Below are 23,373 nucleotides of genomic sequence, written 5' to 3' on the forward strand. Positions count from 1 at the left end.
TCGACACATGAGTCGGCGCCAGCCCTGAAAAAAAGAGCCCGGGATTATCCCGGGCTCTTTTTTGTGCATTTGTCATCCACACACCTAGAGGCGGCGCAGGCACCACATGAAGTAAGCGCCCCCTAACAGAGTGGAGACCAGCCCGACCGGCACGTCCTGCGGGAACAGGATCTGCTGGCCGATCCAGTCCGCCGACACCATCAGCAGGGCGCCGGAAGCGGCGGCACCGAGCAGGTGCCAGCGCGCCCGTACCAGTCCCATCAGCTTGGCCATGTGCGGGGCCAGCAGACCAACGAAGGAGAGCGGCCCCACCACCAGGGTGGCGCTGGCGGTGAGCACGGCCACCAGCAGCAGTATGGCGAGCTGGGCACGGTTGAGGCGAATACCCAATGCGGTCGCCAGTGCCGGTCCCATGGGCAACAGATCGAGCCAGCGGCTGATGAGCAGGCAGACTGCCAGCATCAATACCGCTAGTGCCACCAGTCCATAAGCCACCGGCAGGGTGACGTAATAGGTGGAGCCGGACATCCAGGAGAGCAGTTGCTGCACCCGCATGTCGCCGTTGGCCAGCGCTATGGCCTGCAATGGTTCGAACAGCGCCGTGATGGCGATACCGGACAGCAGGATCCGCTCCGGCTGGAAGCCATGCTTGCGGTTGACCAGCACCAGCAGCAAGAGGCAACCGAAGGCCCCGATCAAGCCCCCAAGCAGCATCATGGGCAATGGCAAGGCAGGCAGCAGCAGCGCCGTCGCTATCACGCCCATGAAGGTGCCGCCACTCACCCCCAGCAGTTCCGGACTCGCCATGGGGTTGTTGCTGACCCGCTGCAGCAGGGTGCCCGCCAGCGCCAGCAAAACCCCGGCAGCCCCTGCCGCCAGAGTACGCGGCAGCCGCCACTCCAGCTGGGCCTGCCACCTGAGCCAGCTCGGCCAGCTCCAGCCGTGCATTCCCTGACCGAACAGCAGAGAGCCTATGATGGCGAGCCCCAAGCCGAGCAGCAGCAAGGTGATCAGGCGAGTCGGGGCCGGATGTCGTGCTACCAGCAAACCGGTGCTCGCTTTGGGTGTGCCCGACTTCAAGGAAAGTCGCGGGATCAACCAGAGCAAGAGCGGCGCCCCCAACAGAGCCGTCATGGCACCGGTCGGGATCAGCATGGGCCAGAATCGACTGACGGATTGCAGCAACAGATCGGTGGCCGCCAACAGCAGAGCCCCCAGAACAGGCGCCCACAGCAGCCGCTGACCGAGCTGGCGGATCCCCAGCAGCCGCACCATGGCCGGTGCGGCCAACCCGATAAAACCGATCAGCCCCACCACGCTCACCACGCAGGCGGTGACAAATACCGCCAAGCCAAGCCCCGCCAGTCGCAAGTGCTGGAGGGAGACCCCCAGGCTGCGGGCGCTGGCATCATCCAGTTCCAGTACTCTGAGGGGGCGCACCAACACCCCAGCCACCAATGCAACAACCAGCAGTCGAGGCAGCAGATAGTGCACCCCACTCCAGCTGTTCTGGGCCAGAGAACCACTGCCCCACACCAGCAAGCCTTTCAACTCCTCCTGAAAGAACAGCAGCAACCCCATGCTGATGGCTGCCAGGTAGAGGTTGATCACCAGCCCCGCGAAGACGATGACGACGGGATTGAGCTGACGGCGCCAGGCCAGGGCAAACACCAGCGCCATGGCGAGGCTGCCACCGGCCATGGCGATCCACTCCCGCCCCAGCAGCAACCAGGAAGGAGCAAACAGGGTCACCATCATCAATGCCAGCTGGGCGCCGGAAGCCACCCCCAGTGTGGTCGGTGAAGCAAGGGGATTGCGCAGCACCTGCTGCATCAGGGTACCGGCCAGACCAAGGGCACAACCGGCCAGCAGGGTCACCGTCAAGCGGGGTAACCAGCTGAAATGGACCACGGCTTGACGGGCATCATCCAGATTGGGCGAAAAGAGGGTCTGCCACCAGAGCGCGCCTGGCAACTGGCGGGCCAGCTCCCAACAGGCCAGAACAAGGGTCAACCCCAGCAGGATCAAGGTCGGTCGCTGCAACGGGGATGGAAATATATGTTTCATTGGCGATCTCCCCTGGCATCCTTCTGCAATGCCTCGCTGAGCAAGGTGGCGAAGCGACGGGCGGCGAGCACGCCACCGAAGCTCCAGACTGCGGGCAGATGCAATACCGGAGCCTGTTGCACCAGCGGCAAATGCTGCCACAGACCGGGCTCCTGCAGCCGTTCGCTCACCCCGACCGGAATGGGATCCACTACCACCAACCTGGCCTCCGGTATGGATAAAAACTGCTCGAGACTGGCCACCGAGAAACCCCAGGCATTTGTCTCCCCCTGCCAGGCATTGCGCAGGCCGAGTCGCTGCATCACGGCCTCGAACAGGCTGTGGCGGCCGAATACCCGCACATGGCGCTCATCGATGAACTGCACCACCAGCAGGGGCGGCAGCTCCGCCGGCAGGGTCTGTTTCATCTGCTCCAGATCCCGATTCAAATCGGTCAGCAGCACGTTCGCCTCGGCCGTTTTGTGCACCAGCGCCGCTATGGTCAGGGTCGCCTCATGGAGCCGCTGCCACAGATCAGTTTGTGGATCATAGAGAGCGATAGATTGCACGGGGGCGATGCGGGACAGGGTCGGTGCCAGCGGCGCCGCGAGCGGGGAGATGAGAATGCGATCGGGTTTTAACTCGGCCAGCAGCTCGCGATTGGGTTGAGCCCGCAGGCCTATATCCACCACATCGGCCGGCAGCAACGGCTCGCCAACCCAGGCGCGGTAGGCGCTGACATCCCCCACCGCCAGTGGCGTCACCCCCAGCGCCAGCAGGGTTTCAGCTATGGTCCAGTCGACGGTGGCAATCCGTGGTACCTGTGTGTGCTCACTCGGCCGAGCAGTATCGGTGGTGGTACTCTGGCTCGCCGGACTGGCCTGCAATCCCAATGGAGCCAGCAGGCAGAGCAGCCAGCCGGCCCTTTTCAATGAAGAGATCAAGATAGCTGTCCTGGCTAGATGATGGCGATGGCATGGGCATGGGCATGGGCCGGGTGGCGCATGACCTCCATCGGGATGCCATGATACATGGAGTGCAGGGTCTCGCCAGTCTGCAGTGATATGGGTACAAATAAACTCATCAGGATAACAAGCCTTATCTAAACGATGGCGATGGCGTGGTCATGGGCCGGGTGACGAATGACCTCCATCGGGATGCCATAGATGGCGTGCAGGGTCTCGCTGGTCATGATCCGCTCAGGCTCGCCATGGGTAAGCAGACGACCCGAGTGCAGCGCCACCAGCCGATCGCAGAACCGGGAGGCCATGTTGATGTCGTGGATGACTATGATGACGCCGAGGTTGAGCTGACGGCTGAGCTGCCTGACCAAAGTCAGCACCTCTACCTGATGAGCCACGTCCAGCGCGGCCAGCGGCTCGTCGAGCAGGATGAAGCGGCTCTCCTGGGCCAGCAGCATGGCCAGCCAGACCCTGCCACGTTCGCCGCCGGAAAGGGTATCCACCAGCCGATCGGCAAAACCTTCGGTATGGGTCAGAGCAATGGCCCTGTCGACCTGACGCTGATCCTCTGCTCCCATCCGGCCAAGCAGACCGCGCCAGGGATAGCGCCCCATCTCCACCAGCTCCCGGCCGAGCAGGTTCTCGGCGCTCGGCAGATGCTGGGGCAGATAGGCCACCTGACGGGCGAACTCCCGGTTGCCCCAATCGGTCAGCGGCTTGTCATCGAACAGGATCTCACCCTCACTCAGGGGCTGCTGGCGCGCCAGCAGCTTGAGCAGGGTGGATTTGCCCGAGCCGTTGTGGCCGATGAGGCCATAGACCTGTCCCTGCTCGAAACGCAGGTCAGTGGGGTGCAGCAGCTTGCGGCCGTTTACCGCGAAGCTGGCGGCTTTCATCTCAAACATAAGCTGTTCCTGTGCTGGCCTGATGCCAGTCTCATCGGCGCCGGTATCAAGCCGGCACCTCGCAATCCAGATGGGCGACGGCATCCCGGCTGACCTGCTCGCGCCGCTCGCCGGTCAGTTCGGTGAGCTGGCCCTGACGCATCTCCAGCAAGCGGTCGGCCAGCGGGAAGTAGTGATCGTCGTGGCTGATGGCGATCACCGTCTTGCCCATCGCCTTGAGGCGCGGCAGCAGCAGCTGATAGAAGATGCGGCGGAACTGGGGATCCTGATCCGCGGCCCATTCATCAAACAGCATCACCTCGCGCTGCTCAGCCAGTGCCAGCAGCAGAGCGACTCGCTTGCGCTGCCCCTGGGAGAGATCGATATCGGCGATAAAGTTGTCCTCGATGGCGAGCTTGCTGCCCATCTGCAACCGATCCAGCCACTCGGCCACCAGCTCGGCCTTGGGCTCAGGCCCCAGCAGATGCTGGAACAGGTGGTAATCGGTGAAGATGGCGGAGAAGAGCGCCAGATAGGCGTTGAGATCCGTTATGGGTTCACCATCCAGCAGGATCCGGCCCGACACCGGCTGATAGAGACCGGTCAGCAGCATGGCCAGGGTCGATTTGCCGGAGCCGTTGCCACCTATGATGAAGACCTGCTCCCCCTTCTCAATGGTGAGATTAATGGGGCCCACCGCGAAGCCACCCTCCCCCTGATAGTGAAAGCTCACCTGCTCCAGCTGGATGCGTTGCCAGGCACGGGGTGCCGGTGGCAGCGGGAAGTCTGGATCCGGCTCGGCCAGCGCCAGGGCGGCTATCTTGTCGAATGCTACCTGGGCGGAAAGCAGGGTCGGCAAGGCGCCTATCCCCTGCAACAGCGGAGTGCGCAGGAACAGCAGGGTCAGGGCAAAGGTGGCGGCCACATTGGTGTTGGCCCAGCCGAGGCCATTGGCCAGGAAGAAGACCAGGCCAATGGCTCCCAGCATCATGATATTCGACCAGTTCACCGCGCTCAGGTGATAGGTGTCGGCGCGAATGATCTGCTGGCGATAGTCACGGGCGTTCTGCTCATAGAGCTGGTGGTAGACGAAATGGGCCCGCTCGCGATTGAGCGCCAGCTCCTTGCTGCCGGCTATGATGGCCTGATAGTTCTGGTAAAGGCGATCCTCCGCCTGACGCATGTGGGAGAGATGACGATAAACACGGTTCACCAGCAGCCAGCCCACCACCATGGTCACAGTGACCCAGAGTGCTGTGACGCCGAGCAGGGCCGGTGACAGCCAGCCGAGATAGAGGGCCGAACCAACAGTGAGCACCAGCCCCTGCACCAGCTCGGGCAGGCGCACGAAGGCGATGGTGATCTGGCCTATGTCGCTGGAGAGGGATGCCAGCAGCGGCCCCTGGCCAAGCTGGCGAATGCGGGCGACATCGGTATCCAGCAGTTGCTTGAGCAGACGGCCCCGCAATCGGTAGACGAAATGATGACCGAGTGTGGTCAGGGCCAATTGAGATCCGAGTGTGATCACCAGCAGCAACAGGATCAGGCCAAGCAGTTGGCCAAGTACCGGCAGCGGATCGCCGACGGACTCGACAAGAGATTGATTGATAAAGGCAATGACGCCGATCCCGCTCACTGCGCTAAGCAGGCTGAGCAGAGTAATGGCGATGAAGGGCCAACGATATTGGCGGTAAACCAGAGACAAGAGTTCCATGACGGGCCTGTATGCGGGGGAAAAAGGGCGGGAGTCACAACTCCCGCCCGACCTCTGTTACCAGCGGTAGTTGATGCTGCCCACTACACTGCGCGGCTCACCGTAGTAGCAGTAGTAGTCACAGCTCGCCACATAGGTATCACCCAGCAGGTTGTTGACGTTGAGCTGGGCTCGCCAGTTCTTGGCAAAGTCATACCCGATCATCGCATCCCATACGGTATGGGCCGGTACCTGGGCCGAACCATAGATGGGGTTGTAGCTGGCATCCACGGCGCCTATGCCGACACTGGAGCCGACATAACGTACGCCGGTTCCCAGTTCCAGACCGGAAGCAACTCCCTGCTGCACCTTGTAGTTGCCCCAGAAGGAGGCGATATGGCGCGGGATCAGGCTGGCACGGCGATCACCCTTGCCGGTGTCGTTGGTCTTGGCATCCGTGTAGGTATAAGCAGCGGTGAGACGCAGCGCCTCTGTGGCCTGCACGCTGCCTTCCAGCTCGACACCCTGGGAGGTCACTTCGCCGGCCTGGGTCTGCTGACCGGATCCTGTAGAGACGAGCGAGTTGGTCTGCTCCAGATCGAACAGGGCCAGATTGATGTAACCGTCTAGGAAGCTGGGGGCGTACTTGACGCCAGTCTCATACAGGGTGCCCTTGAGCGGCTTGTAGGAGTTCTGGGTATTGGGATCTATCCCGGGCAATACCTCGAACGACTCGGCGTAGGCAATATAAGGAGAGAGACCGTTGTCGGCCAGATACATCAGGCTGCCGGAGAGGGAGAGCTCGTGATCGTACTGCTTCTCCTCCTTGCTCTTGGCTTCGCTGATGTTGTGGGTCTCCACATAGTCGAAACGGCCACCACCGGTCAGCAACCAGCGATCGTCCCAGCGGATCTGGTGCTGGGCATAGAGGCCGCTCTGGCCCTTGGTGCTCTTCTGGTGGGTGGTGGTGGATTCGTCAAAACCGGGGAAGCCGCTGTAATCCGGGTTCATGGTATTGATGGAACCCATGCCGAAGTTGTCGGCTTCCTGACCTTCGTTGACGTGACGCTGCAGATCCAGCCCCAGCAGCAAGGTCTGCTCCGTGCTGTCCGTGTTCCAGTAACCCACCATCTGGTTATCCATGGTGGCACTCTTGGTGTCACCATCCCGGTAGACAAGCCCACGGTAGGCGGTTGTGCCTTCATAGGTCGGGAAAATATAGGTCTGGCGCAGCAGCAGATCGTTGTAGTTGAAGCGGACGTTCTGCTTGAACTCCCAGGTCTGGTTGAGCTGGTGGGCCAGCTCGTAACCGGCGGAGATCTGGGTGTTGCGGTTGCGATCGTAATCCGGCTGGCTCAGGTTGGTGGAGGGATCTATCTGGCCACCGCTGGTATTGAGAGTGCCATAGACAGGGAAGAAGCCGTTGGTCGGCACACCTTCGTCATGCTTGAAACTGGCCAGCAGGGTCAGGCTGGTACGATCCGAGATATCCAGGGTGACGCTTGGCGCCAGATAAACCCTATCGTTATAGGTATCGTTCAGCACGCCGTCACGCTCGCTGTAGAGGGCGACCAGACGGTAGCGACTGTTGTCGGTCAATGCATCCGAGACATCCACCCCGATCTGGCGAAGATCCCGGCTGCCCATCTGCAGATCCAGCTGCCCCTGCGGGGTGGCGGTCGGCCGCTTGCTGATGGCATTGATCACGCCGCCGGGAGGCGCCTCGCCGTAGAGGATCGAGGCGGGCCCTTTCAGCACTTCCACGCTTTCCAGACCGAACGGCTCTGGCGTCCACACATAGTAGCCGGTGCTGAACAGGCGATTGCCATCCAGATAGGAGGCGGCATCGAAGCCACGCACCTTGAACCAGTCGGCATCGTTGTCGGATCCATAGGATTGGGAGAGCACACCGGAGCGGTAGCGCAGCGCTTCGTCCAGTTTCAGCACGGCGTGCTGATCCAGTTCCTCACGATTGACCACTGAGACGGCCCTTGGTGTCTCGGCCATCGGCACTTCCACCTTCATGGCGGTACCTGTCACCACCATGGTTTCACTGGCTTTGGGCAATTCTTTCGGTTGTTCGGCCAGTACTGGCAGGCTTGCAAGCAGGCAGGAGAGCGGCAGCAGTTGCTGTGCCCCTCTCTTTCGCATCGCTGCGGTCAGGGTGTTTTTTTGCGCAATCATATAAGTGTCTCAAATATCAATGAGTTGTTTCTGGTTTCTTATTATTGGTGACCGATCAAGCTGGTCTGCCCGGTTCCTCAGGCGAATAAAGCAGCGCAATGCTACTACAGGAGCCATGATCGAATCGATTCAATAATTGCTAATCATTTGCATCTGCATTGTTACCTGACGTATCAAAGCAGCAGCTGTCGGGCAGAAAAAGGAGGGATCAGACAGGCGCATTTCTGGGAAAAAGATCCGGGGCAGACGAAAAACGGGGGATCCTGCCTTATATAGGAAAAGAAAAGAGGATCCATTATCCCCAAGCTTTATCCATATTTATCCACACCCTTTGGCGGTAGAATTCGGCTTTCCGTTTCTTTGTCTGAACTCAGGATCCATTCCATGGCCAAACTCAATCTCGTCGTCGGCTCCATGCTGGGCGCCGCCGAATATGTCGCAGACCACGTCGCCAACCTGCTGGAACAGGCGGGCCATCAGGCCGAGATCCACAATCCAGCCAGCCTGACCGAAGTGCTGGCCGAGCCGGACGCCATACTGCTGGTGGTCACCTCCACCCACGGTGCCGGTGATGTGCCCGACAATCTGCAACCCTTCGCCAAGGATCTTGCCGAGCAACATCCGGATCTTAATGCCTTGAAATATGGCGTGATCGCCCTCGGCGACAGCAGTTATGACACCTTCTGCCAGGGCGGCAAGACGCTGGATCTGCTGCTGAGCGAATGTGGCGCCAGCCGGATCGGGGATCGTCTCGACATAGATGTGACCCAGCATGAGATCCCTGAAGATGCCGCTGAGGCCTGGATCCAGGGCTGGATGCAGATGATCGCCTGATCAGGGGGTGGGAGATCCGGTAAAAAAGCCTTGATCTCCCCGTTTATCCCCAGATCGCTATCCACCAAGTTATTAACAGATTGATCCTGACGACTTGTTCTACACGGTTACCCACAACGCCCAGGGGTAATGTGCATAACTACCGTGTAAACCTCTGCAAAACCTATAGTTATCCATGTATTAGATCCAACCCGCTAGCCGCCTGTGTATAAAAGCACTGGTTATACCCTGGTTCACTGCCCTAGGATCCAAGCTTTTCCACAAGCTAGGATCGTCTTTAACACGATGATCTTTATGATCAAAAAGTGCTTATCAACAGAAAAGGTGGATCCTAATAAAAGATCCAATAAAAGATCGATCTAAAGATCCTTAAGATCTATTAAGTAGATCCTCCCTTCATTCTGAACGTTAAGTAGACGTTCCCCTCAGGGCGCGAAACAGATAGAATGTTCAGCCCCTCAGCCTAGGCAATCAACGATCTTCAGACGTGCAGATCAAGGTGATCCCCAATGCAATACCATGAACAATTTGATGTGATCGTCGTTGGTGGCGGTCATGCAGGAACCGAAGCAGCAACAGCGGCAGCCCGTATGGGCCTGAATACCCTGTTACTGACCCACAACATCGATACGCTGGGACACATGTCCTGTAATCCGGCGATCGGCGGGATCGGCAAGGGACACCTGGTCAAGGAAGTTGACGCCCTTGGCGGGATCATGGCGCGAGCCACAGATCTTGCCGGGATCCAGTTCCGTACCCTCAACTCCTCCAAGGGGCCAGCGGTACGAGCCACCCGTGCTCAGGCGGATCGACTGCTCTACAAAGCCGTTGTTCGCCAGATGCTGGAGAACTATCCCAACCTGAAGATCTTCCAGCAGGCCTGTGATGATCTGATCATGGACGGGGATCGTGTTGCCGGTGTCGTCACCCAGAGCGGGATCCGCATCAGTGGCAAGACAGTCGTGCTGACGGTCGGGACCTTCCTGAACGGCTTGATCCATATCGGGATGGAAAACTACAAGGGTGGCCGCGCCGGGGATCCTCCCTCGATCGCCCTGGCTCAGCGGCTGCGCGAGATGCCGCTGCGCATCGATCGTCTCAAAACCGGGACGCCGCCACGGCTCGACGCCCGCAGCGTCGATCTCTCCGTGATGCAGGCGCAGTACGGCGATGATCCGCGCCCTGTCTTCTCGTTTATCGGCGATGCCAGCCAGCACCCACGCCAGGTGCCCTGCTACGTCACCCATACCAACGAGCGCACCCACGATGTGATCCGCAACAACCTGGATCGCAGCCCCATGTACGCCGGGGTGATCGAAGGAATTGGCCCCCGTTACTGCCCGTCGATCGAGGACAAGATCACTCGCTTCGCGGACAAGACGGCCCACCAGATTTTTGTCGAGCCGGAAGGCCTGACGACCCACGAACTCTATCCGAACGGGATCTCCACCAGCCTGCCATTCGATGTGCAGGTGCAGATAGTGCGTTCCATTCGTGGTTTCGAAAATGCCCACATCACCCGCCCCGGCTATGCCATCGAATATGACTTCTTCGATCCCCGGGATCTCAAGGCCAACATGGAGAGCAAGTGCATCGGCAACCTGTTCTTCGCCGGCCAGATCAACGGCACCACTGGCTACGAAGAAGCCGCGGCCCAGGGCCTGATGGCCGGTTTAAATGCCGGTCTGCGTGCCCAGGGCAAGGATCCCTGGCATCCCCGCCGGGATCAGGCCTACATGGGCGTGATGATGGACGATCTCTCCACTCTGGGGACCCGCGAGCCTTACCGCATGTTCACCAGCCGCGCCGAATATCGCCTGTTGCTGCGGGAAGACAACGCCGACCTGCGCCTGACCGCCATTGGCCGCGAGCTGGGTCTGGTGGATGACGAGCGCTGGGGCAAGTTCAATATCAAGATGGAACAGGTGGAGCTGGAGCGTCAGCGCATGCGTTCGACCTGGATCCACCCGCAACATCCGTCACTGGAAGCGGTTAATGCCCTGGTCAACACGCCGCTGACCCGTGAGCAGAACCTGGAAGAGCTGCTGCGTCGCCCCGAAGTGACCTACGATGCGCTGATGGCCATCGAAGGGGTTGGCCCGGCGCTGAGCGATCACGCCGCCGCCGATCAGGTGGAGATCCAGATCAAGTACGCCGGTTATATCGAGCGTCAGTACGACGAGGTGGAGAAGCAGTTGCGCAACGAGAACACGCTCTTGCCGCTGGACATGAACTACCGCGACGTCAACGGTCTCTCCAACGAGGTGATCGCCAAGCTCAACGATGCCAAGCCCGAGACCATTGGTCAGGCTTCCCGCATCTCCGGTATCACACCGGCGGCCATCTCCATCCTGCTGGTTCACCTGAAAAAACACGGCCTGCTGCGTAAAACCGCCTGAGGATCTCCATGCTGCAAAGATTGAACGGCCTGCTCATGCAGGCCGGTATTGTTATCACCGATACCCAAAAGACCCAGTTGGTTCAGCTTGTCGAGTTGCTGCACAAGTGGAACAAGGCTTACAATCTCACCTCGGTGCGTGATCCCGACGCCATGCTGGTCAAGCATATCCTCGACAGCCTGGTGGTGAGCCCTCACCTGCACGGTGAGCGCTTCATCGATGTGGGGACAGGTCCTGGGCTGCCTGGCTTGCCACTGGCCATCATCAATCCTGACAAGCAGTTTGTGCTGCTCGACAGTCTGGGCAAGCGGATCAACTTTATCCGCCAGGTGATCCAGGAGCTGGGCCTGACCAATGTGACGCCAGTCAAATCCCGGGTGGAAGAGTATCAGCCTGACGTGGGGTTTGATTGTGTGCTCAGTCGTGCCTTTGCCTCGCTGGAGGACATGCTGAGCTGGTGTCACCATCTGCCGTCCGAACAGGGCAGCTTCCTGGCGCTCAAGGGGCAATATCCCGAGCAGGAGCTGGCCCAGTTGCCTGCCAATATCCGTCTGGTAGCCTGTCATGAATTACGGGTACCGGAATTGGAAGGCGAACGTCATCTGCTGGAATTCAAACATATCCAGCCCGAATAGGGTCGCAGTTTCATTTAGGGGATAGTGTGGGAAAAGTCATCGCCATAGCCAACCAGAAGGGTGGAGTGGGTAAAACCACCACCTGTGTGAATCTGGCCGCCTCCCTGGCCGCTACCCGGCGCAAGGTGCTGGTGATCGATCTGGATCCCCAGGGCAATGCCACCATGGGCAGCGGCGTCGACAAATACGAAGTCGAGCGCACCGCCTACGAGCTGCTGATCGAAGATGCCCCCATCGCTGAAGTGATCATCCCCGAAACCTCGGGGGGCTATCACCTGATCGCCGCCAATGCCGACGTGACTGCGGCCGAAATCCGTCTGATGGAATTCTTCGCCCGCGAGATCAGACTGCGCAACGCCATTGCCTCGGTACGGGACAAATACGACTACATCTTCATCGACTGCCCGCCTTCTCTCAACATGCTGACCGTGAACGCCATGGCCGCCGCCGATTCCGTGCTGGTGCCCATGCAGTGCGAATACTATGCACTGGAAGGGCTCACCGCTCTGGTGGACACCATCAGCAAGCTGGCAGCCGTGGTCAATCCGGAGCTGAAGATCGAAGGGGTGCTGCGCACCATGTTCGATCACCGCAACCGGCTGGCCAATGATGTGTCCGATCAGCTGAAACAGCATTTCGGGGACAAGGTCTATCGCACCATCATCCCCCGCAACGTAAGACTGGCGGAGGCCCCGAGTTTCGGAGCCCCGGCCATGCACTATGACAAATCATCGGTGGGCGCCAAGGCCTATCTGGCGCTGGCGGGCGAAATGCTGCGCCGCCAGGAGCAGGAACGTCCGGTGACCATCGCAGACCGAGAGAGCATATGACGCCGAAAAAACGTGGGCTGGGCAAGGGGCTGGACGCCCTGCTCAGCACCAGCACGGCCGCGCGCCAGAAACAGGTGATGAGCGACCAGCGTACCGAAGAGGCCATGGCCCCCACCAATCAGGGGGAACTGCGCAGGCTGCCGGTGGAGTGGCTGCAGTCCGGCAAGTACCAGCCGCGCAAGGATATGTCGCAGGATGCGCTGGAAGATCTGGCCAATTCCATTCGCGCCCAGGGCGTGATCCAGCCGATCGTGGTGCGCCCCCTCGGCGAGCAATCCTTCGAAATCATCGCCGGTGAGCGGCGCTGGCGAGCTTCCCAACTGGCCCGCCTCGACGTTGTGCCCTGCATCGTCAAGGATGTGCCTGACGAGGCCGCCGTCGCCATCGCCCTGATCGAGAATATCCAGCGCGAAGATCTCAATGCCATCGAGGAGGCGGTTGCCCTGCAGCGGCTGCTGACCGAGTTCGAACTGACCCACCAGCAGGTGGCCGAGGCGGTGGGCAAGTCCCGAACCACTGTCACCAACCTGTTGCGCCTCAACCAGCTCAACGATGACGTGAAGCGTTTTGTCGAGCACGGCGATCTCGACATGGGCCACGCTCGTGCCCTGCTGGCCTTGAGTGGTCAGGCCCAGTCCGAACTGGCCAAGCTGGTCGCGCAGAAGGGACTGACAGTGCGAGATACCGAGAAACTGGTGCAAAAAGCGCTGGAACCGGCAAAAGCCAAGGTTGAACCCGTGCGCGATCCACAGTTTGGTTATCTCGAGCGCCAGCTGTCGGAAAAAATTGGCAACCAGGTTCAGTTACAGGTTGGCAAGCAAGATAGCGGAAAGTTAGTAATAAGTTACGGGGATTTAACCGACTTGGACCGTATTTTGGGCTATTTTGGCCTGTCGGAATCGTGATTTTTACGCTTTTTGTAGTAATAAAACATCCATTCCTTTTGATATGAACATAACCTTAATTCTGTGCGGAAAGCCGCAAAAATTAAGGGTTTTTGTCATATTGCAATCACCGCCTTCAAGGGTATAATTTGACCGGCTTTTGGGGCTGTAAATTCGTGCGTGCCAACATGTCGATTTTTACAGTTCTGTAATGTTCAGGGGGCATTTGGTGGAGCAGAAATTAGCCTGGAAAGGTTTGACACTGGCCTTGGCTATACTTGCTTGCCAACTTACCCTGATCCTGGCTGTGAGTGCCGCTTGGGCTCATCTAAGAGGTATTCCGGCCGGATACGCGTCCCTCTATGGGGGAGGCGTATATCTGATTCCACAACTCCTGTTCAGTCTGTTTACGTTGAGCCGGAAGCTTGGCCCCGGGAGTGCGGGCTGGGTGTTGTGGGATTTTTGTGTTGGAGCAGGGATCAAGCTGGTAAGTACTGTCGCACTCTTCGTGACAGTGCTCCTGTACGTCGAGGTGGAACATCTCCCCCTTTATGTCACTTATGCGCTCTCCCTGTTTTTCCAATGGGTCATCACGATCGTTCTCAATAACCGCTACTAGGAAAACTCATGGCTGCAACCGGAGAAGCCCTGACTACTCAGGGATACATCTCCCACCACCTGCACCATCTGCAAGTGGGTTCGGGGTTCTGGACGGTAAATATCGACTCCATGATATTTTCCGTTATCCTCGGCGCTCTGTTTATCTGGATATTCCGCAAGGTGGCCGCGACTGCGACCAGCGGTGTTCCGGGCAAGCTTCAGTGTTTTGTAGAAATGGTTGTCGAGTTTGTGGATGACACCGTCAAGGGTATCTTCCACGGTAAGAGCAAGCTGATCGCTCCGCTGGCGCTGACCGTGTTCATCTGGGTTTTCCTGATGAACCTGATGGACCTCATCCCGGTTGACTACCTGCCCTACACGGCACAAGTGCTGGGCATCCCCTACTTGCGAGTAGTTCCTTCCGCCGATGTTAACATCACCATGTCCATGGCTCTGGGAGTCTTCGCCTTAATCATCATTTACAGTATCAAGATGAAAGGTGTCTCGGGCTTTGTGAAAGAGTTGACCCTCAACCCTTTCAATCACTGGGCATTGATCCCTGTTAACCTCGCGTTGGAGTTGGTTACCCTGCTGTCCAAACCCATCTCTCTGGGTCTGCGTCTGTTCGGTAACATGTATGCCGGTGAACTGGTATTTATCCTGATCGCCGGTCTGCTACCGTGGTGGTCCCAATGGCTGCTTAGCGTGCCTTGGGCGCTGTTCCACATTCTGGTAATTACTCTGCAAGCTTTTATCTTCATGGTGTTGACCATTGTCTATTTGTCGATGGCCAGTGAAGACCATTAATCCTGTTACGTTTACTAGCTCTGTTTGGAGAATATAAAGATGGAAATGATTTACTTCGCCGCTGCAATCATGCTGGGTATGGCCGCTGTCGGTGCCGCTATCGGTATCTCTCTGCTGGGTGGCAAGTTCCTGGAAGGTGCTGCTCGTCAGCCTGACCTGATGCCTATCCTGCGTACCAACTTCTTCATCGTAATGGGTTTGGTCGACGCAATCCCGATGATCGTGGTCGGTATGGCTCTGTACCTGATTTTCGGGGTTGCAGCCTGATAAGTGATGCTGTGTTATCACTTTCTTTTTAAATTTCATATAGAGAGGTCTTGGTTGTGAGTATCAATGCCACCCTCCTCGGTCAGACACTTGCTTTCATCATTTTTGTCTGGTGCTGCATGAAGTTTGTATGGCCGCCCCTGATGGCAGCCATCGAGGCTCGTCAGAAAGCTATCGCTGATGGTCTCTCTTCCGCAGAACGCGCCAAGAAAGATCTGGATTTGGCCAAGGCCAACGCCACCGATCAGCTGAAAGAAGCCAAGCTCCAGGCCGCACAAATCATTGAACAGGCTAACAAACGTAAAGCCCAGATCATTGATGAGGCGGCTGTTGGAGCACACACTGAGCGGGAAAAAATCCTGGCTCAGGGCCGTGCCGAGATCGACGCTGAACGTCATCGCGCCAAAGAAGAACTGCGCAAGCAGGTTGCTGCTCTTGCCATTGCGGGCGCAGAGAAGATCCTGGCGCGCCACATCGACCAGGCTGCCAACAGCGACATCGTCGACAAACTGGTAGCAGAACTGTAACGGGAACGGGGCTATGTCTGAACTGACTACAATCGCTCGCCCCTACGCCAAGGCTGCTTTCGAGTTTGCCGTTGAGCACAAGGCGGTTGACCAGTGGCTGGGGATGCTCGGCTTCGCTGCACAAGTAGCGGAGAACGAGACCATTCACAACCTGGTACACGGCTCTGTGGCTGCCGAAGAGCTCGCAAACCTGTTTGTGGGCGTCTGCGGTGAGCAACTCGACGAGCATGGCCAGAACCTGATCCGGGTAATGGCTGAGAATGGTCGCTTGGGTGTGCTGCCGGCGGTCCTTGCTGAATTTGTCGCGTTCAAGGCTGAACTGGATAAAGAAGTTCAGGCTGACGTGATTTCGGCGATCGAACTGACCGACCAGCAGAAAGCCAATATTCAGGCTTCTCTGGAAAAACGTCTCGCGCGCAAAGTGAAGCTGAATTGCAGCATGGATGCGTCCTTGATGGCCGGGGTGCTCATCAAGGCCGGTGATCTGGTTATCGACGGCTCTGTCCGCGGTAAGCTGGATCGCATGGCCGACGCGCTGCAATCTTGATTGGGGTATTAGAGCATGCAACTGAATTCCACTGAAATCGCCGAGCTTATCAAGCAGCGCATCGCGCAGTTTGATGTCAAAAGTGAAGCGCGTAACGAAGGTACCATCGTCTCTGTGAGCGACGGTATCATTCGTATTCACGGCCTGGCCGATGCCATGCAAGGTGAGATGATCGAGCTGCCGGGCAACCGCTTTGCTCTGGCATTGAACCTGGAGCGTGACTCCGTTGGTGCTGTGATCATGGGTTCCTATGACGGTCTGTCAGAAGGAATGAAAGTAAAAGGCACTGGCCGTATTCTGGAAGTGCCGGTAGGTCGTGGTCTGTTGGGCCGGGTGCTGAACACCCTGGGTCAGCCGATCGACGGTAAAGGTCCGGTCGAAAACGACGGCTTCTCGCCGATCGAAGTGATCGCCCCGGGCGTTATCGAGCGCAAGTCCGTTGACCAGCCGGTTCAGACCGGCCTGAAAGCCATCGATGCCATGATCCCTATCGGTCGTGGCCAGCGTGAGCTGATCATCGGTGACCGCCAGGTTGGCAAGACCGCCATCGCGATCGATACCATCATCAACCAGAAAGACTCCGGCATTAAGTGTGTCTACGTTGCGATTGGCCAGAAGGCCTCCACCATCGCCAACGTGGTACGCAAGCTGGAAGAGCACGGCGCCCTGGCCAACACCATAGTGGTGGTTGCCTCTGCGTCCGAAGCTGCCGCCCTGCAATACCTGGCTCCGTATGCCGGTTGCTCCATGGGTGAGTACTTCCGTGACCGCGGTGAAGACGCGCTGATCATCTATGATGACCTGTCCAAGCAGGCCGTAGCTTATCGCCAGATCTCCCTGCTGCTGCGCCGTCCGCCAGGACGTGAAGCCTACCCGGGTGACGTTTTCTATCTGCACTCCCGTCTGCTGGAGCGTGCTGCTCGCGTCAACGCCGAGTACGTAGAGAAGTTCACCAATGGTGCCGTGAAAGGCCAGACCGGTTCTCTGACCGCGCTGCCGATCATCGAAACCCAGGCCGGTGACGTGTCTGCATTCGTACCGACCAACGTGATTTCCATCACCGATGGTCAGATCTTCCTGACTTCACAGCTGTTCAACTCCGGTATTCGTCCGGCGGTTGACCCGGGTATCTCCGTATCCCGTGTGGGCGGTGCTGCTCAGACCAAGATCGTCAAGAAGCTGTCCGGTGGTATCCGTACCGCACTGGCCCAGTATCGCGAGCTGGCGGCATTCGCCCAGTTCTCTTCTGATCTGGACGAGGCAACTCGCAAGCAGCTGGATCACGGTGTGAAAGTGACCGAGCTGATGAAGCAGAAGCAATACTCTCCGATGAGCGTTGCCCAGCAGTCGCTGGTGCTGTTCGCCGCCGAGAAAGGCTATCTCTCCGATGTCGAACTGAACAAGATTGTCGACTTCGAAGCCGCTCTGCTCTCTTACGCCAATACCCAGCATGCTGAGCTGATGGCTGAAATCAATGCCAAAGCAGATTACAACGACGCGATCGTTGGCAAGCTGACTGCGTTGCTGGATGACTTCAAGGCAACCCAGACCTGGTAAGCGTGTGTGGCAGCGCGAGCTGCCACCTGATGGAGAGTAAGAGATGGCCGGCGCAAAAGAGATACGTAACAAGATCGGGAGTGTGAAAAACACTCAGAAGATCACCGGCGCTATGGAAATGGTGGCAGCAAGCAAAATGCGCCGTGCGCAGGAACGCATGTCTGCCAGCCGTCCGTACGCTGAAACCATGCGCAAGGTGATCGGCCATATCGCCCAGGGGAACTTGGAATACAAGCACCCCTACCTCATGGAACGTGAGGTCAAGCGAGTGGGTTACATAGTCGTCTCCACCGACCGTGGCCTGTGTGGCGGTTTGAACATCAACCTGTTCAAGGCTGCCCTCAATGATATGAAGCAATGGAGCGCGAAAGGTGCCAAGGTTGACCTGGCTCTGATCGGCAACAAGGCCTCCAGCTTCTTTGAACGGCACGGCGCCAAGGTGCAAGCTCATGTCGCAGGACTGGGTGACAACCCGAGCGTCAATGACCTGATTGGTTCAGTCAAGGTCATGCTGAAGGCTTACGACAACGGTGAGATTGACAGGCTGTATCTGGTGTACAACAAGTTCGTGAACACCATGGTGCAGCAACCACGGGTCGATCAACTGCTGCCTTTGCCCGTAACTGAAGACAGCAAGCTCGCCAAGAAACACCACTGGGATTACATCTATGAGCCGGATCCCAAGCAACTGCTGGACACCCTGCTGATTCGCTATGTCGAATCCCAGGTATACCAGGGGGTGGTAGAAAACTTGGCAAGTGAACAGGCAGCCCGAATGGTTGCCATGCAAGCCGCGACTGACAACGCCGGCAACCTGATTAACGACCTGCAACTGGTGTACAACAAGGCCCGTCAGGCCAGTATTACCCAGGAACTGACAGAGATCGTATCCGGTGCTGCTGCGGTGTAAGGCAAGGGTTATCAAAGGTTTAGAGGATTTGACATGAGTAACGGTTTCATCGTCCAAATCATCGGCGCTGTAGTGGACATCGAGTTCCCGCAGGATGCCGTGCCCCAGGTGTACGACGCAGTCAAGGTCGTCAGCGAAGGTCAAGGTCAGGGTCTGGTGCTGGAAGTTCAGCAACAGATCGGTGGCGGCGTCGTTCGTTGCATCACCATGGGCTCCTCCGACGGTCTGCGTCGTGGGTTGGAAGTAATGAATAGCGGTAAATCCATCCAGGTGCCGGTCGGTGTATCGACTCTGGGTCGGATCATGAACGTACTGGGTGAGCCGATCGACGAAAAAGGTCCGATCGGTGAGGAAGAGCGTTGGTCCATCCACCGCGCGGCCCCCAGCTACGAAGATCAGTCCAACAGCAACGACCTGCTGGAGACAGGCATCAAGGTTATCGACCTGGTATGTCCGTTTGCCAAGGGTGGTAAAGTCGGTCTGTTCGGTGGTGCCGGTGTCGGCAAAACCGTCAACATGATGGAGCTGATCCGTAACATCGCCATCGAGCACAGCGGTTATTCCGTGTTCGCCGGTGTGGGTGAGCGTACCCGTGAGGGTAACGACTTCTACCACGAGATGATGGAGTCCAACGTACTGGACAAAGTATCTCTGGTTTACGGTCAGATGAACGAGCCGCCCGGAAACCGTCTGCGCGTAGCGCTGACCGGCCTGACCATGGCCGAGAAGTTCCGTGACGAGGGTCGTGACGTGCTGTTCTTCGTGGACAACATCTACCGTTACACGCTCGCGGGCACCGAGGTATCCGCACTGCTGGGCCGTATGCCGTCTGCAGTAGGTTACCAGCCGACCCTGGCCGAGGAGATGGGTGTTCTGCAAGAGCGCATCACCTCCACCCGGACCGGTTCCATCACGTCAGTCCAGGCCGTTTACGTGCCTGCGGATGACTTGACCGACCCGTCTCCGGCGACCACCTTCGCCCACCTGGACGCCACTGTCGTTCTGTCCCGTCAGATCGCGGCACTGGGTATCTACCCGGCCGTTGACCCGTTGGACTCCACCTCCCGTCAGCTGGATCCGCTGGTCGTTGGCAAAGAGCACTACGAGACTGCTCGTGGCGTTCAGACAGTACTGCAGCGTTACAAAGAGCTGAAGGACATCATCGCCATCCTGGGTATGGATGAACTGTCAGAAGAAGACAAACTGACCGTAGCCCGTGCCCGTAAGATAGAGCGTTTCTTGTCCCAGCCGTTCTTCGTGGCAGAAGTGTTTACCGGTTCTCCGGGCAAATACGTGCCGCTGAAAGAGACCATCCGTGGTTTCCAGGGCATCCTGAAAGGCGAGTATGACGATCTGCCTGAGCAGGCGTTTTACATGGTTGGCAGCATCGACGAAGTCGTCGAGAAATCCAAGAAACTGTAAGCCTCGATAGGAGGGCCCATGGCTGAGATGATCTCCTTTCACCTGGATGTGGTGAGCGCCGAAGGGAAACTGTTTTCCGGTCGCGTGCAATCTGCTCAGGTATCAGGCCTCGAGGGTGAGCTGGGTCTCCGTCACGGTCATGCTCCGTTGTTGACTGCCATCAAGCCGGGCCTGGTCCGTCTGGTGAAGCAGAATGGAGCGGAAGAGGTGCTGTACATCTCCGGCGGTATGCTGGAAGTACAACCCGAATCTGTGACCGTACTGGCGGACACTGCGATTCGTGCCAAGGATTTGGATGAGGCGAAAGCCCTGGAAGCCAAACGTGCGGCCGAAGCGCGGATCCACAGCTCCCATGGTGATATCGACTACGCCCAGGCCGCCACCGAGCTGGCCAAGGCGATGGCCCAACTGCGGGTTATCGATATCGTCAAAAAGAATTACCGTTAATTGCGGTGATGTAAAAAGCGACCTTCTGGTCGCTTTTTTTTTGCTCGTTGGATAGACTCCGCCGAGTATTTTTTCATGTTCCAAAGGTCGAATTATGTCCCTCAACGTCGTGATCCTGGCTGCGGGTAAAGGTACTCGCATGCGCTCTGTCCTGCCCAAAGTGCTGCATCCGGTAGCCAATAAACCCATGGTTTCCCATGTGATCGACACCGCCCGCCAGGTCGGTGCCGAGCAGTTGCATCTGGTGTATGGCCACGGTGCCGAGCTGTTGAAGGAGCGGATCCTGGCGCCCGACCTGAACTGGGTGCTGCAGGCGCAGCAACTGGGTACCGGCCATGCCGTCGCCCAGGCGATCCCGTTCTGGAAAGATGAAGATGACGTACTGGTGCTGTACGGCGATACCCCGCTGATCCAGCCCGAGACACTGCAACGGCTGCTGGCCGCCAAGGCCGACAACGGCATGGCGCTGCTGACAGTGGTACTGGACAACCCCACCGGCTACGGCCGTATCGTGCGGGAAAACGGCCAGGTGGTCGGTATCGTCGAGCAGAAGGATGCCAATGCCGAGCAGCTGACCATCCGTGAAGTGAATACGGGTGTACTGGTGGCCAACGGCGCCGACTTGCGTGGCTGGTTGTCGCGCCTGGACAACAATAATGCTCAGGGCGAACTCTACCTGACCGACGTGATCGCGATGGCCCATGCCGATGGTTGCCCCATCGCCGCCGTCCATCCTGACAGCGCCATGGAAGTGGAAGGCGCCAACAACCGGGTTCAGCTGGCAGCGCTCGAGCGCAGCTACCAGAAGATGCAGGCCGAGAAGCTGATGATCGCAGGTGCGACCCTGCTCGACCCCGCTCGTTTCGATCTGCGTGGAACGCTGGAGATCGGTGAAGAGGTGGTGATCGATGTGAACGTCATCATCGAAGGCAAGGTGACGCTCGGCAACCAGGTGCGCATCGGGGCCGGCAGCGTGCTGAAGGATTGCGTCATCGGCGATCATACCGAGGTGAAACCTTACTCCATCATCGAAGGGGCTCAGGTGGCGGATCTGTGTTCCGTCGGCCCGTTTGCCCGTCTGCGTCCTGGCGCTGTGCTGGAGCAGGATGCCCACGTCGGCAACTTCGTCGAGATGAAGAAATCCCGTCTCGGGGTCGGTTCCAAGTGTGGTCACCTCACTTATCTGGGGGATGCCGAGGTGGGTGCCAAGGTGAATATCGGTGCCGGCACCATCACCTGCAACTACGACGGTGTGAACAAGTTCCAGACCATCATAGAGGACGATGTGTTTGTCGGCTCCGATACCCAGCTGGTAGCGCCGGTGCGCATCGGCAAGGGCGCTACCCTGGGGGCCGGTTCAACCATCACCAAGGATGTGGCCGAGAATGAGCTGGTCATCACCCGTGTGCCCCAGCGCCACATCAAGAATTGGGCCCGTCCGGTCAAGAAGAAGTGATACCCGATCAATAAAATGCAACCGGCGCCTGATGGCGCCGGTTTTGTTTCTGGCAGATCCCTTATGGTTCGCGGGTGGGTGAGTTGTTGCCCATCACGCGATACCAGTCCAGCTTGCGGGTCAGCATCATGACCAGCGCCAGTATGGCGAACAGCAGCAGGGCGCCGAGCAGCAGGGCTATCTCTTCTGCCTGCAACAGGCCGAACAGTATGGCGTAAACCAGCCCCAGCAAGGCCGCGAAGCCGAGCCCCTGTTTAGGCCCGCCCAGCACATGGCTAAGGTAAAAACCGTTGAGCAGCACGCTGGCGAGACTGGCGATGAGATACGCCCAGCCAAAGCCCAGGTGCTCGGTCAGTGCCAGCAGCACCAGATAGAATATTGCCAGCCCCATGCCCACCAGAGCGTACTGGATCGGGTGTACCCGCAACCCCTTGAGCAGTTCGAACATGAAGAAACTGATGAAGGTGAGGCCGATAAACAGCAGTGCATATTTGGCCGCCCGCTCGTTCAGCTGATAGTGATCCACCGTCTGCACCAGGCTGACGCTGAAGGCGGGCAGATCGCCGCTGACTCCCTTCATCATGCGGTTGAAGCGGGTCTCCATGTCGGTGGCAAACCAGCTGGTCTGCCAGCTGGCCTCGAAGCCTTGCTGATCCAAGGTCCGGTTGCCGGGGAGAAAGTCGCCGATGAAGTTGGGGTGAGGCCAGTTGCTACTGAGGTGAAGCTTGCTGTCCTGGCCGAGCGGCACGACTTCGAGGGTGTTCATGCCCTGCAGATTCAGTTCGATATGGAAGACGCCATTGTCGTCCGGCAAGGTATCGAGGGGGGCATGGATACCGGCCAGACCGTCACCCAGCCGGGCACCAGGGGCAAACGGAATGCGCGCTTCCCCCAATTGCAGTTCGGGGACGCTGTTGATACCGCGGGCATCGGACAGCACCATGCTCAGATAGGGTTTGCCCGCCACCAATGCCGGATCGGCGCCATCGACGCTCAGATCGGGATCACCGGATACCAGCGTCTTGCCTTCCAGCCGGGTTGGCAGATGCCCGGAGAGGGAGATCCGGGTCTGGTAGACCTGGGCCTGATAGATGCCGAGCTTGCGGGGGGTCACTTCCATGCTGGCCCGCACATCCAGCTGTTCCGGCAACAGGTAGCGGTAGAGCTGCAGCTTGCGTTCGAAGCGCTTGCCATCCTGCTCCATGATGACGGTGCGGGTGTAAGGCTGCACCACGACCGGCCCGAGCAGCCGCTGCGGTCCGCTGCTGCTGGCCATGATGCTGTGGATGGCCTGACTGCGATAGGCCTGACGCTCCCGGTTCAGCTCCATGATGGATTGTACCGGGACCATCAGCAGCAGGCTGAGCAACAGCAGCAGAAAGATCTTGTGGGTGAATATCTGTTTGACCATGACACGTCTCCTTGTTGACGGGAACAAGTGTGCCGGGCTTGGGTGAAGAGGAGATGGGGCCGTGTGAAGCG

At 58.5% G+C, this 23,373-nt stretch carries 22 protein-coding genes; 15 read left to right on the plus strand and 7 right to left on the minus strand.

What is annotated here, in order from left to right; all coding sequences use genetic code 11:
• Window positions 1-84: 84 nt before the first annotated feature.
• The 6 genes from fhuB to GWQ29_RS15730 are packed head-to-tail and all read right to left on the minus strand — an operon-like array spanning window position 85 to window position 7,769.
• Window positions 85-2,067: a Fe(3+)-hydroxamate ABC transporter permease FhuB gene (fhuB, locus tag GWQ29_RS15705; RefSeq protein ID WP_275919801.1), complete on the minus strand. Its 1,983-nt coding sequence runs from the start codon at window positions 2,065-2,067 to the stop codon at window positions 85-87.
• Complete coding sequence (locus GWQ29_RS15710; RefSeq protein WP_275919825.1) at window positions 2,064-2,987, minus strand: ABC transporter substrate-binding protein; 924 nt, start codon at window positions 2,985-2,987, stop codon at window positions 2,064-2,066. The genes fhuB and GWQ29_RS15710 overlap by 4 nt, the downstream gene beginning before the upstream one ends.
• A 17-nt stretch (window positions 2,988-3,004) precedes the next feature.
• Window positions 3,005-3,130 (minus strand): hypothetical protein, encoded by a 126-nt coding sequence (locus GWQ29_RS15715; protein ID WP_275919826.1) that lies wholly within the window; start codon window positions 3,128-3,130, stop codon window positions 3,005-3,007.
• An 18-nt stretch (window positions 3,131-3,148) separates the two neighbouring features.
• A complete protein-coding gene (locus GWQ29_RS15720; RefSeq protein ID WP_275919802.1) occupies window positions 3,149-3,913 on the minus strand; it encodes an ATP-binding cassette domain-containing protein in 765 nt (254 codons plus the stop codon).
• A 46-nt stretch (window positions 3,914-3,959) separates the two neighbouring features.
• A complete protein-coding gene (locus tag GWQ29_RS15725; protein WP_275919803.1) occupies window positions 3,960-5,606 on the minus strand; it encodes a multidrug ABC transporter permease/ATP-binding protein in 1,647 nt (548 codons plus the stop codon).
• A gap of 57 nt (window positions 5,607-5,663) precedes the next feature.
• Window positions 5,664-7,769, minus strand: coding sequence for a TonB-dependent siderophore receptor (locus tag GWQ29_RS15730; RefSeq protein WP_275919804.1), 2,106 nt, complete (start codon window positions 7,767-7,769; stop codon window positions 5,664-5,666).
• Window positions 7,770-8,153: 384 nt separating this feature from the next.
• On the opposite strand from GWQ29_RS15730, the gene mioC reads away from it, so the two are divergent.
• The 15 genes from mioC to glmU all read left to right on the plus strand — a co-directional run bounded on the left by mioC (window position 8,154) and on the right by glmU (window position 21,891).
• Complete coding sequence (gene mioC, locus GWQ29_RS15735) at window positions 8,154-8,603, plus strand: FMN-binding protein MioC (RefSeq protein ID WP_265458040.1); 450 nt, start codon at window positions 8,154-8,156, stop codon at window positions 8,601-8,603.
• A 509-nt stretch (window positions 8,604-9,112) separates the two neighbouring features.
• Window positions 9,113-11,002: a tRNA uridine-5-carboxymethylaminomethyl(34) synthesis enzyme MnmG gene (gene mnmG / locus GWQ29_RS15740; protein ID WP_275919805.1), complete on the plus strand. Its 1,890-nt coding sequence runs from the start codon at window positions 9,113-9,115 to the stop codon at window positions 11,000-11,002.
• Between the two features lie 8 nt (window positions 11,003-11,010).
• On the plus strand, window positions 11,011-11,637 hold the full coding sequence (gene rsmG, locus GWQ29_RS15745) for a 16S rRNA (guanine(527)-N(7))-methyltransferase RsmG (RefSeq protein ID WP_021139942.1): 627 nt from the start codon (window positions 11,011-11,013) through the stop codon (window positions 11,635-11,637).
• A gap of 26 nt (window positions 11,638-11,663) precedes the next feature.
• On the plus strand, window positions 11,664-12,467 hold the full coding sequence (locus GWQ29_RS15750; RefSeq protein WP_005319608.1) for a ParA family protein: 804 nt from the start codon (window positions 11,664-11,666) through the stop codon (window positions 12,465-12,467).
• On the plus strand, window positions 12,464-13,372 hold the full coding sequence (locus GWQ29_RS15755; protein WP_021139940.1) for a ParB/RepB/Spo0J family partition protein: 909 nt from the start codon (window positions 12,464-12,466) through the stop codon (window positions 13,370-13,372). Before GWQ29_RS15750 ends, GWQ29_RS15755 begins: the two co-directional genes overlap by 4 nt.
• 190 nt (window positions 13,373-13,562) lie before the next feature.
• The gene (locus tag GWQ29_RS15760; RefSeq protein WP_059112320.1) at window positions 13,563-13,970 is read left to right on the plus strand and encodes an ATP synthase subunit I; all 408 of its coding nucleotides are present in this window, start codon (window positions 13,563-13,565) and stop codon (window positions 13,968-13,970) included.
• A gap of 8 nt (window positions 13,971-13,978) precedes the next feature.
• Window positions 13,979-14,758 (plus strand): F0F1 ATP synthase subunit A, encoded by a 780-nt coding sequence (gene atpB / locus GWQ29_RS15765; RefSeq protein ID WP_005319615.1) that lies wholly within the window; start codon window positions 13,979-13,981, stop codon window positions 14,756-14,758.
• Between the two features lie 24 nt (window positions 14,759-14,782).
• On the plus strand, window positions 14,783-15,025 hold the full coding sequence (gene atpE, locus GWQ29_RS15770; protein ID WP_005319616.1) for a F0F1 ATP synthase subunit C: 243 nt from the start codon (window positions 14,783-14,785) through the stop codon (window positions 15,023-15,025).
• A 56-nt stretch (window positions 15,026-15,081) separates the two neighbouring features.
• Window positions 15,082-15,552, plus strand: a complete 471-nt coding sequence (atpF, locus tag GWQ29_RS15775) for a F0F1 ATP synthase subunit B (RefSeq protein WP_005319619.1) — start codon at window positions 15,082-15,084, stop codon at window positions 15,550-15,552.
• A 13-nt stretch (window positions 15,553-15,565) separates the two neighbouring features.
• On the plus strand, window positions 15,566-16,099 hold the full coding sequence (atpH, locus tag GWQ29_RS15780; protein ID WP_005319621.1) for a F0F1 ATP synthase subunit delta: 534 nt from the start codon (window positions 15,566-15,568) through the stop codon (window positions 16,097-16,099).
• Window positions 16,100-16,114: 15 nt separating this feature from the next.
• A complete protein-coding gene (atpA, locus tag GWQ29_RS15785; protein ID WP_005319624.1) occupies window positions 16,115-17,656 on the plus strand; it encodes a F0F1 ATP synthase subunit alpha in 1,542 nt (513 codons plus the stop codon).
• Window positions 17,657-17,699: 43 nt separating this feature from the next.
• Entirely contained in the window at window positions 17,700-18,566 is an 867-nt protein-coding gene (gene atpG, locus GWQ29_RS15790) for a F0F1 ATP synthase subunit gamma (protein ID WP_005319626.1), read from the plus strand.
• A 33-nt stretch (window positions 18,567-18,599) separates the two neighbouring features.
• Complete coding sequence (atpD, locus tag GWQ29_RS15795) at window positions 18,600-19,988, plus strand: F0F1 ATP synthase subunit beta (protein ID WP_005319628.1); 1,389 nt, start codon at window positions 18,600-18,602, stop codon at window positions 19,986-19,988.
• A gap of 18 nt (window positions 19,989-20,006) precedes the next feature.
• Window positions 20,007-20,435 (plus strand): F0F1 ATP synthase subunit epsilon, encoded by a 429-nt coding sequence (locus tag GWQ29_RS15800; RefSeq protein ID WP_005319630.1) that lies wholly within the window; start codon window positions 20,007-20,009, stop codon window positions 20,433-20,435.
• Between the two features lie 94 nt (window positions 20,436-20,529).
• Window positions 20,530-21,891, plus strand: a complete 1,362-nt coding sequence (glmU, locus tag GWQ29_RS15805; protein WP_275919806.1) for a bifunctional UDP-N-acetylglucosamine diphosphorylase/glucosamine-1-phosphate N-acetyltransferase GlmU — start codon at window positions 20,530-20,532, stop codon at window positions 21,889-21,891.
• Between the two features lie 61 nt (window positions 21,892-21,952).
• Here glmU and creD read toward each other — a convergent pair whose 3' ends face one another.
• A complete protein-coding gene (gene creD / locus GWQ29_RS15810; RefSeq protein WP_111588777.1) occupies window positions 21,953-23,302 on the minus strand; it encodes a cell envelope integrity protein CreD in 1,350 nt (449 codons plus the stop codon).
• Window positions 23,303-23,373 lie beyond the last annotated feature (71 nt).

The organism is Aeromonas sp. 2HA2 (assembly GCF_029237345.1).
GTDB classification, from domain to species: Bacteria; Pseudomonadota; Gammaproteobacteria; order Enterobacterales; family Aeromonadaceae; genus Aeromonas; species Aeromonas salmonicida.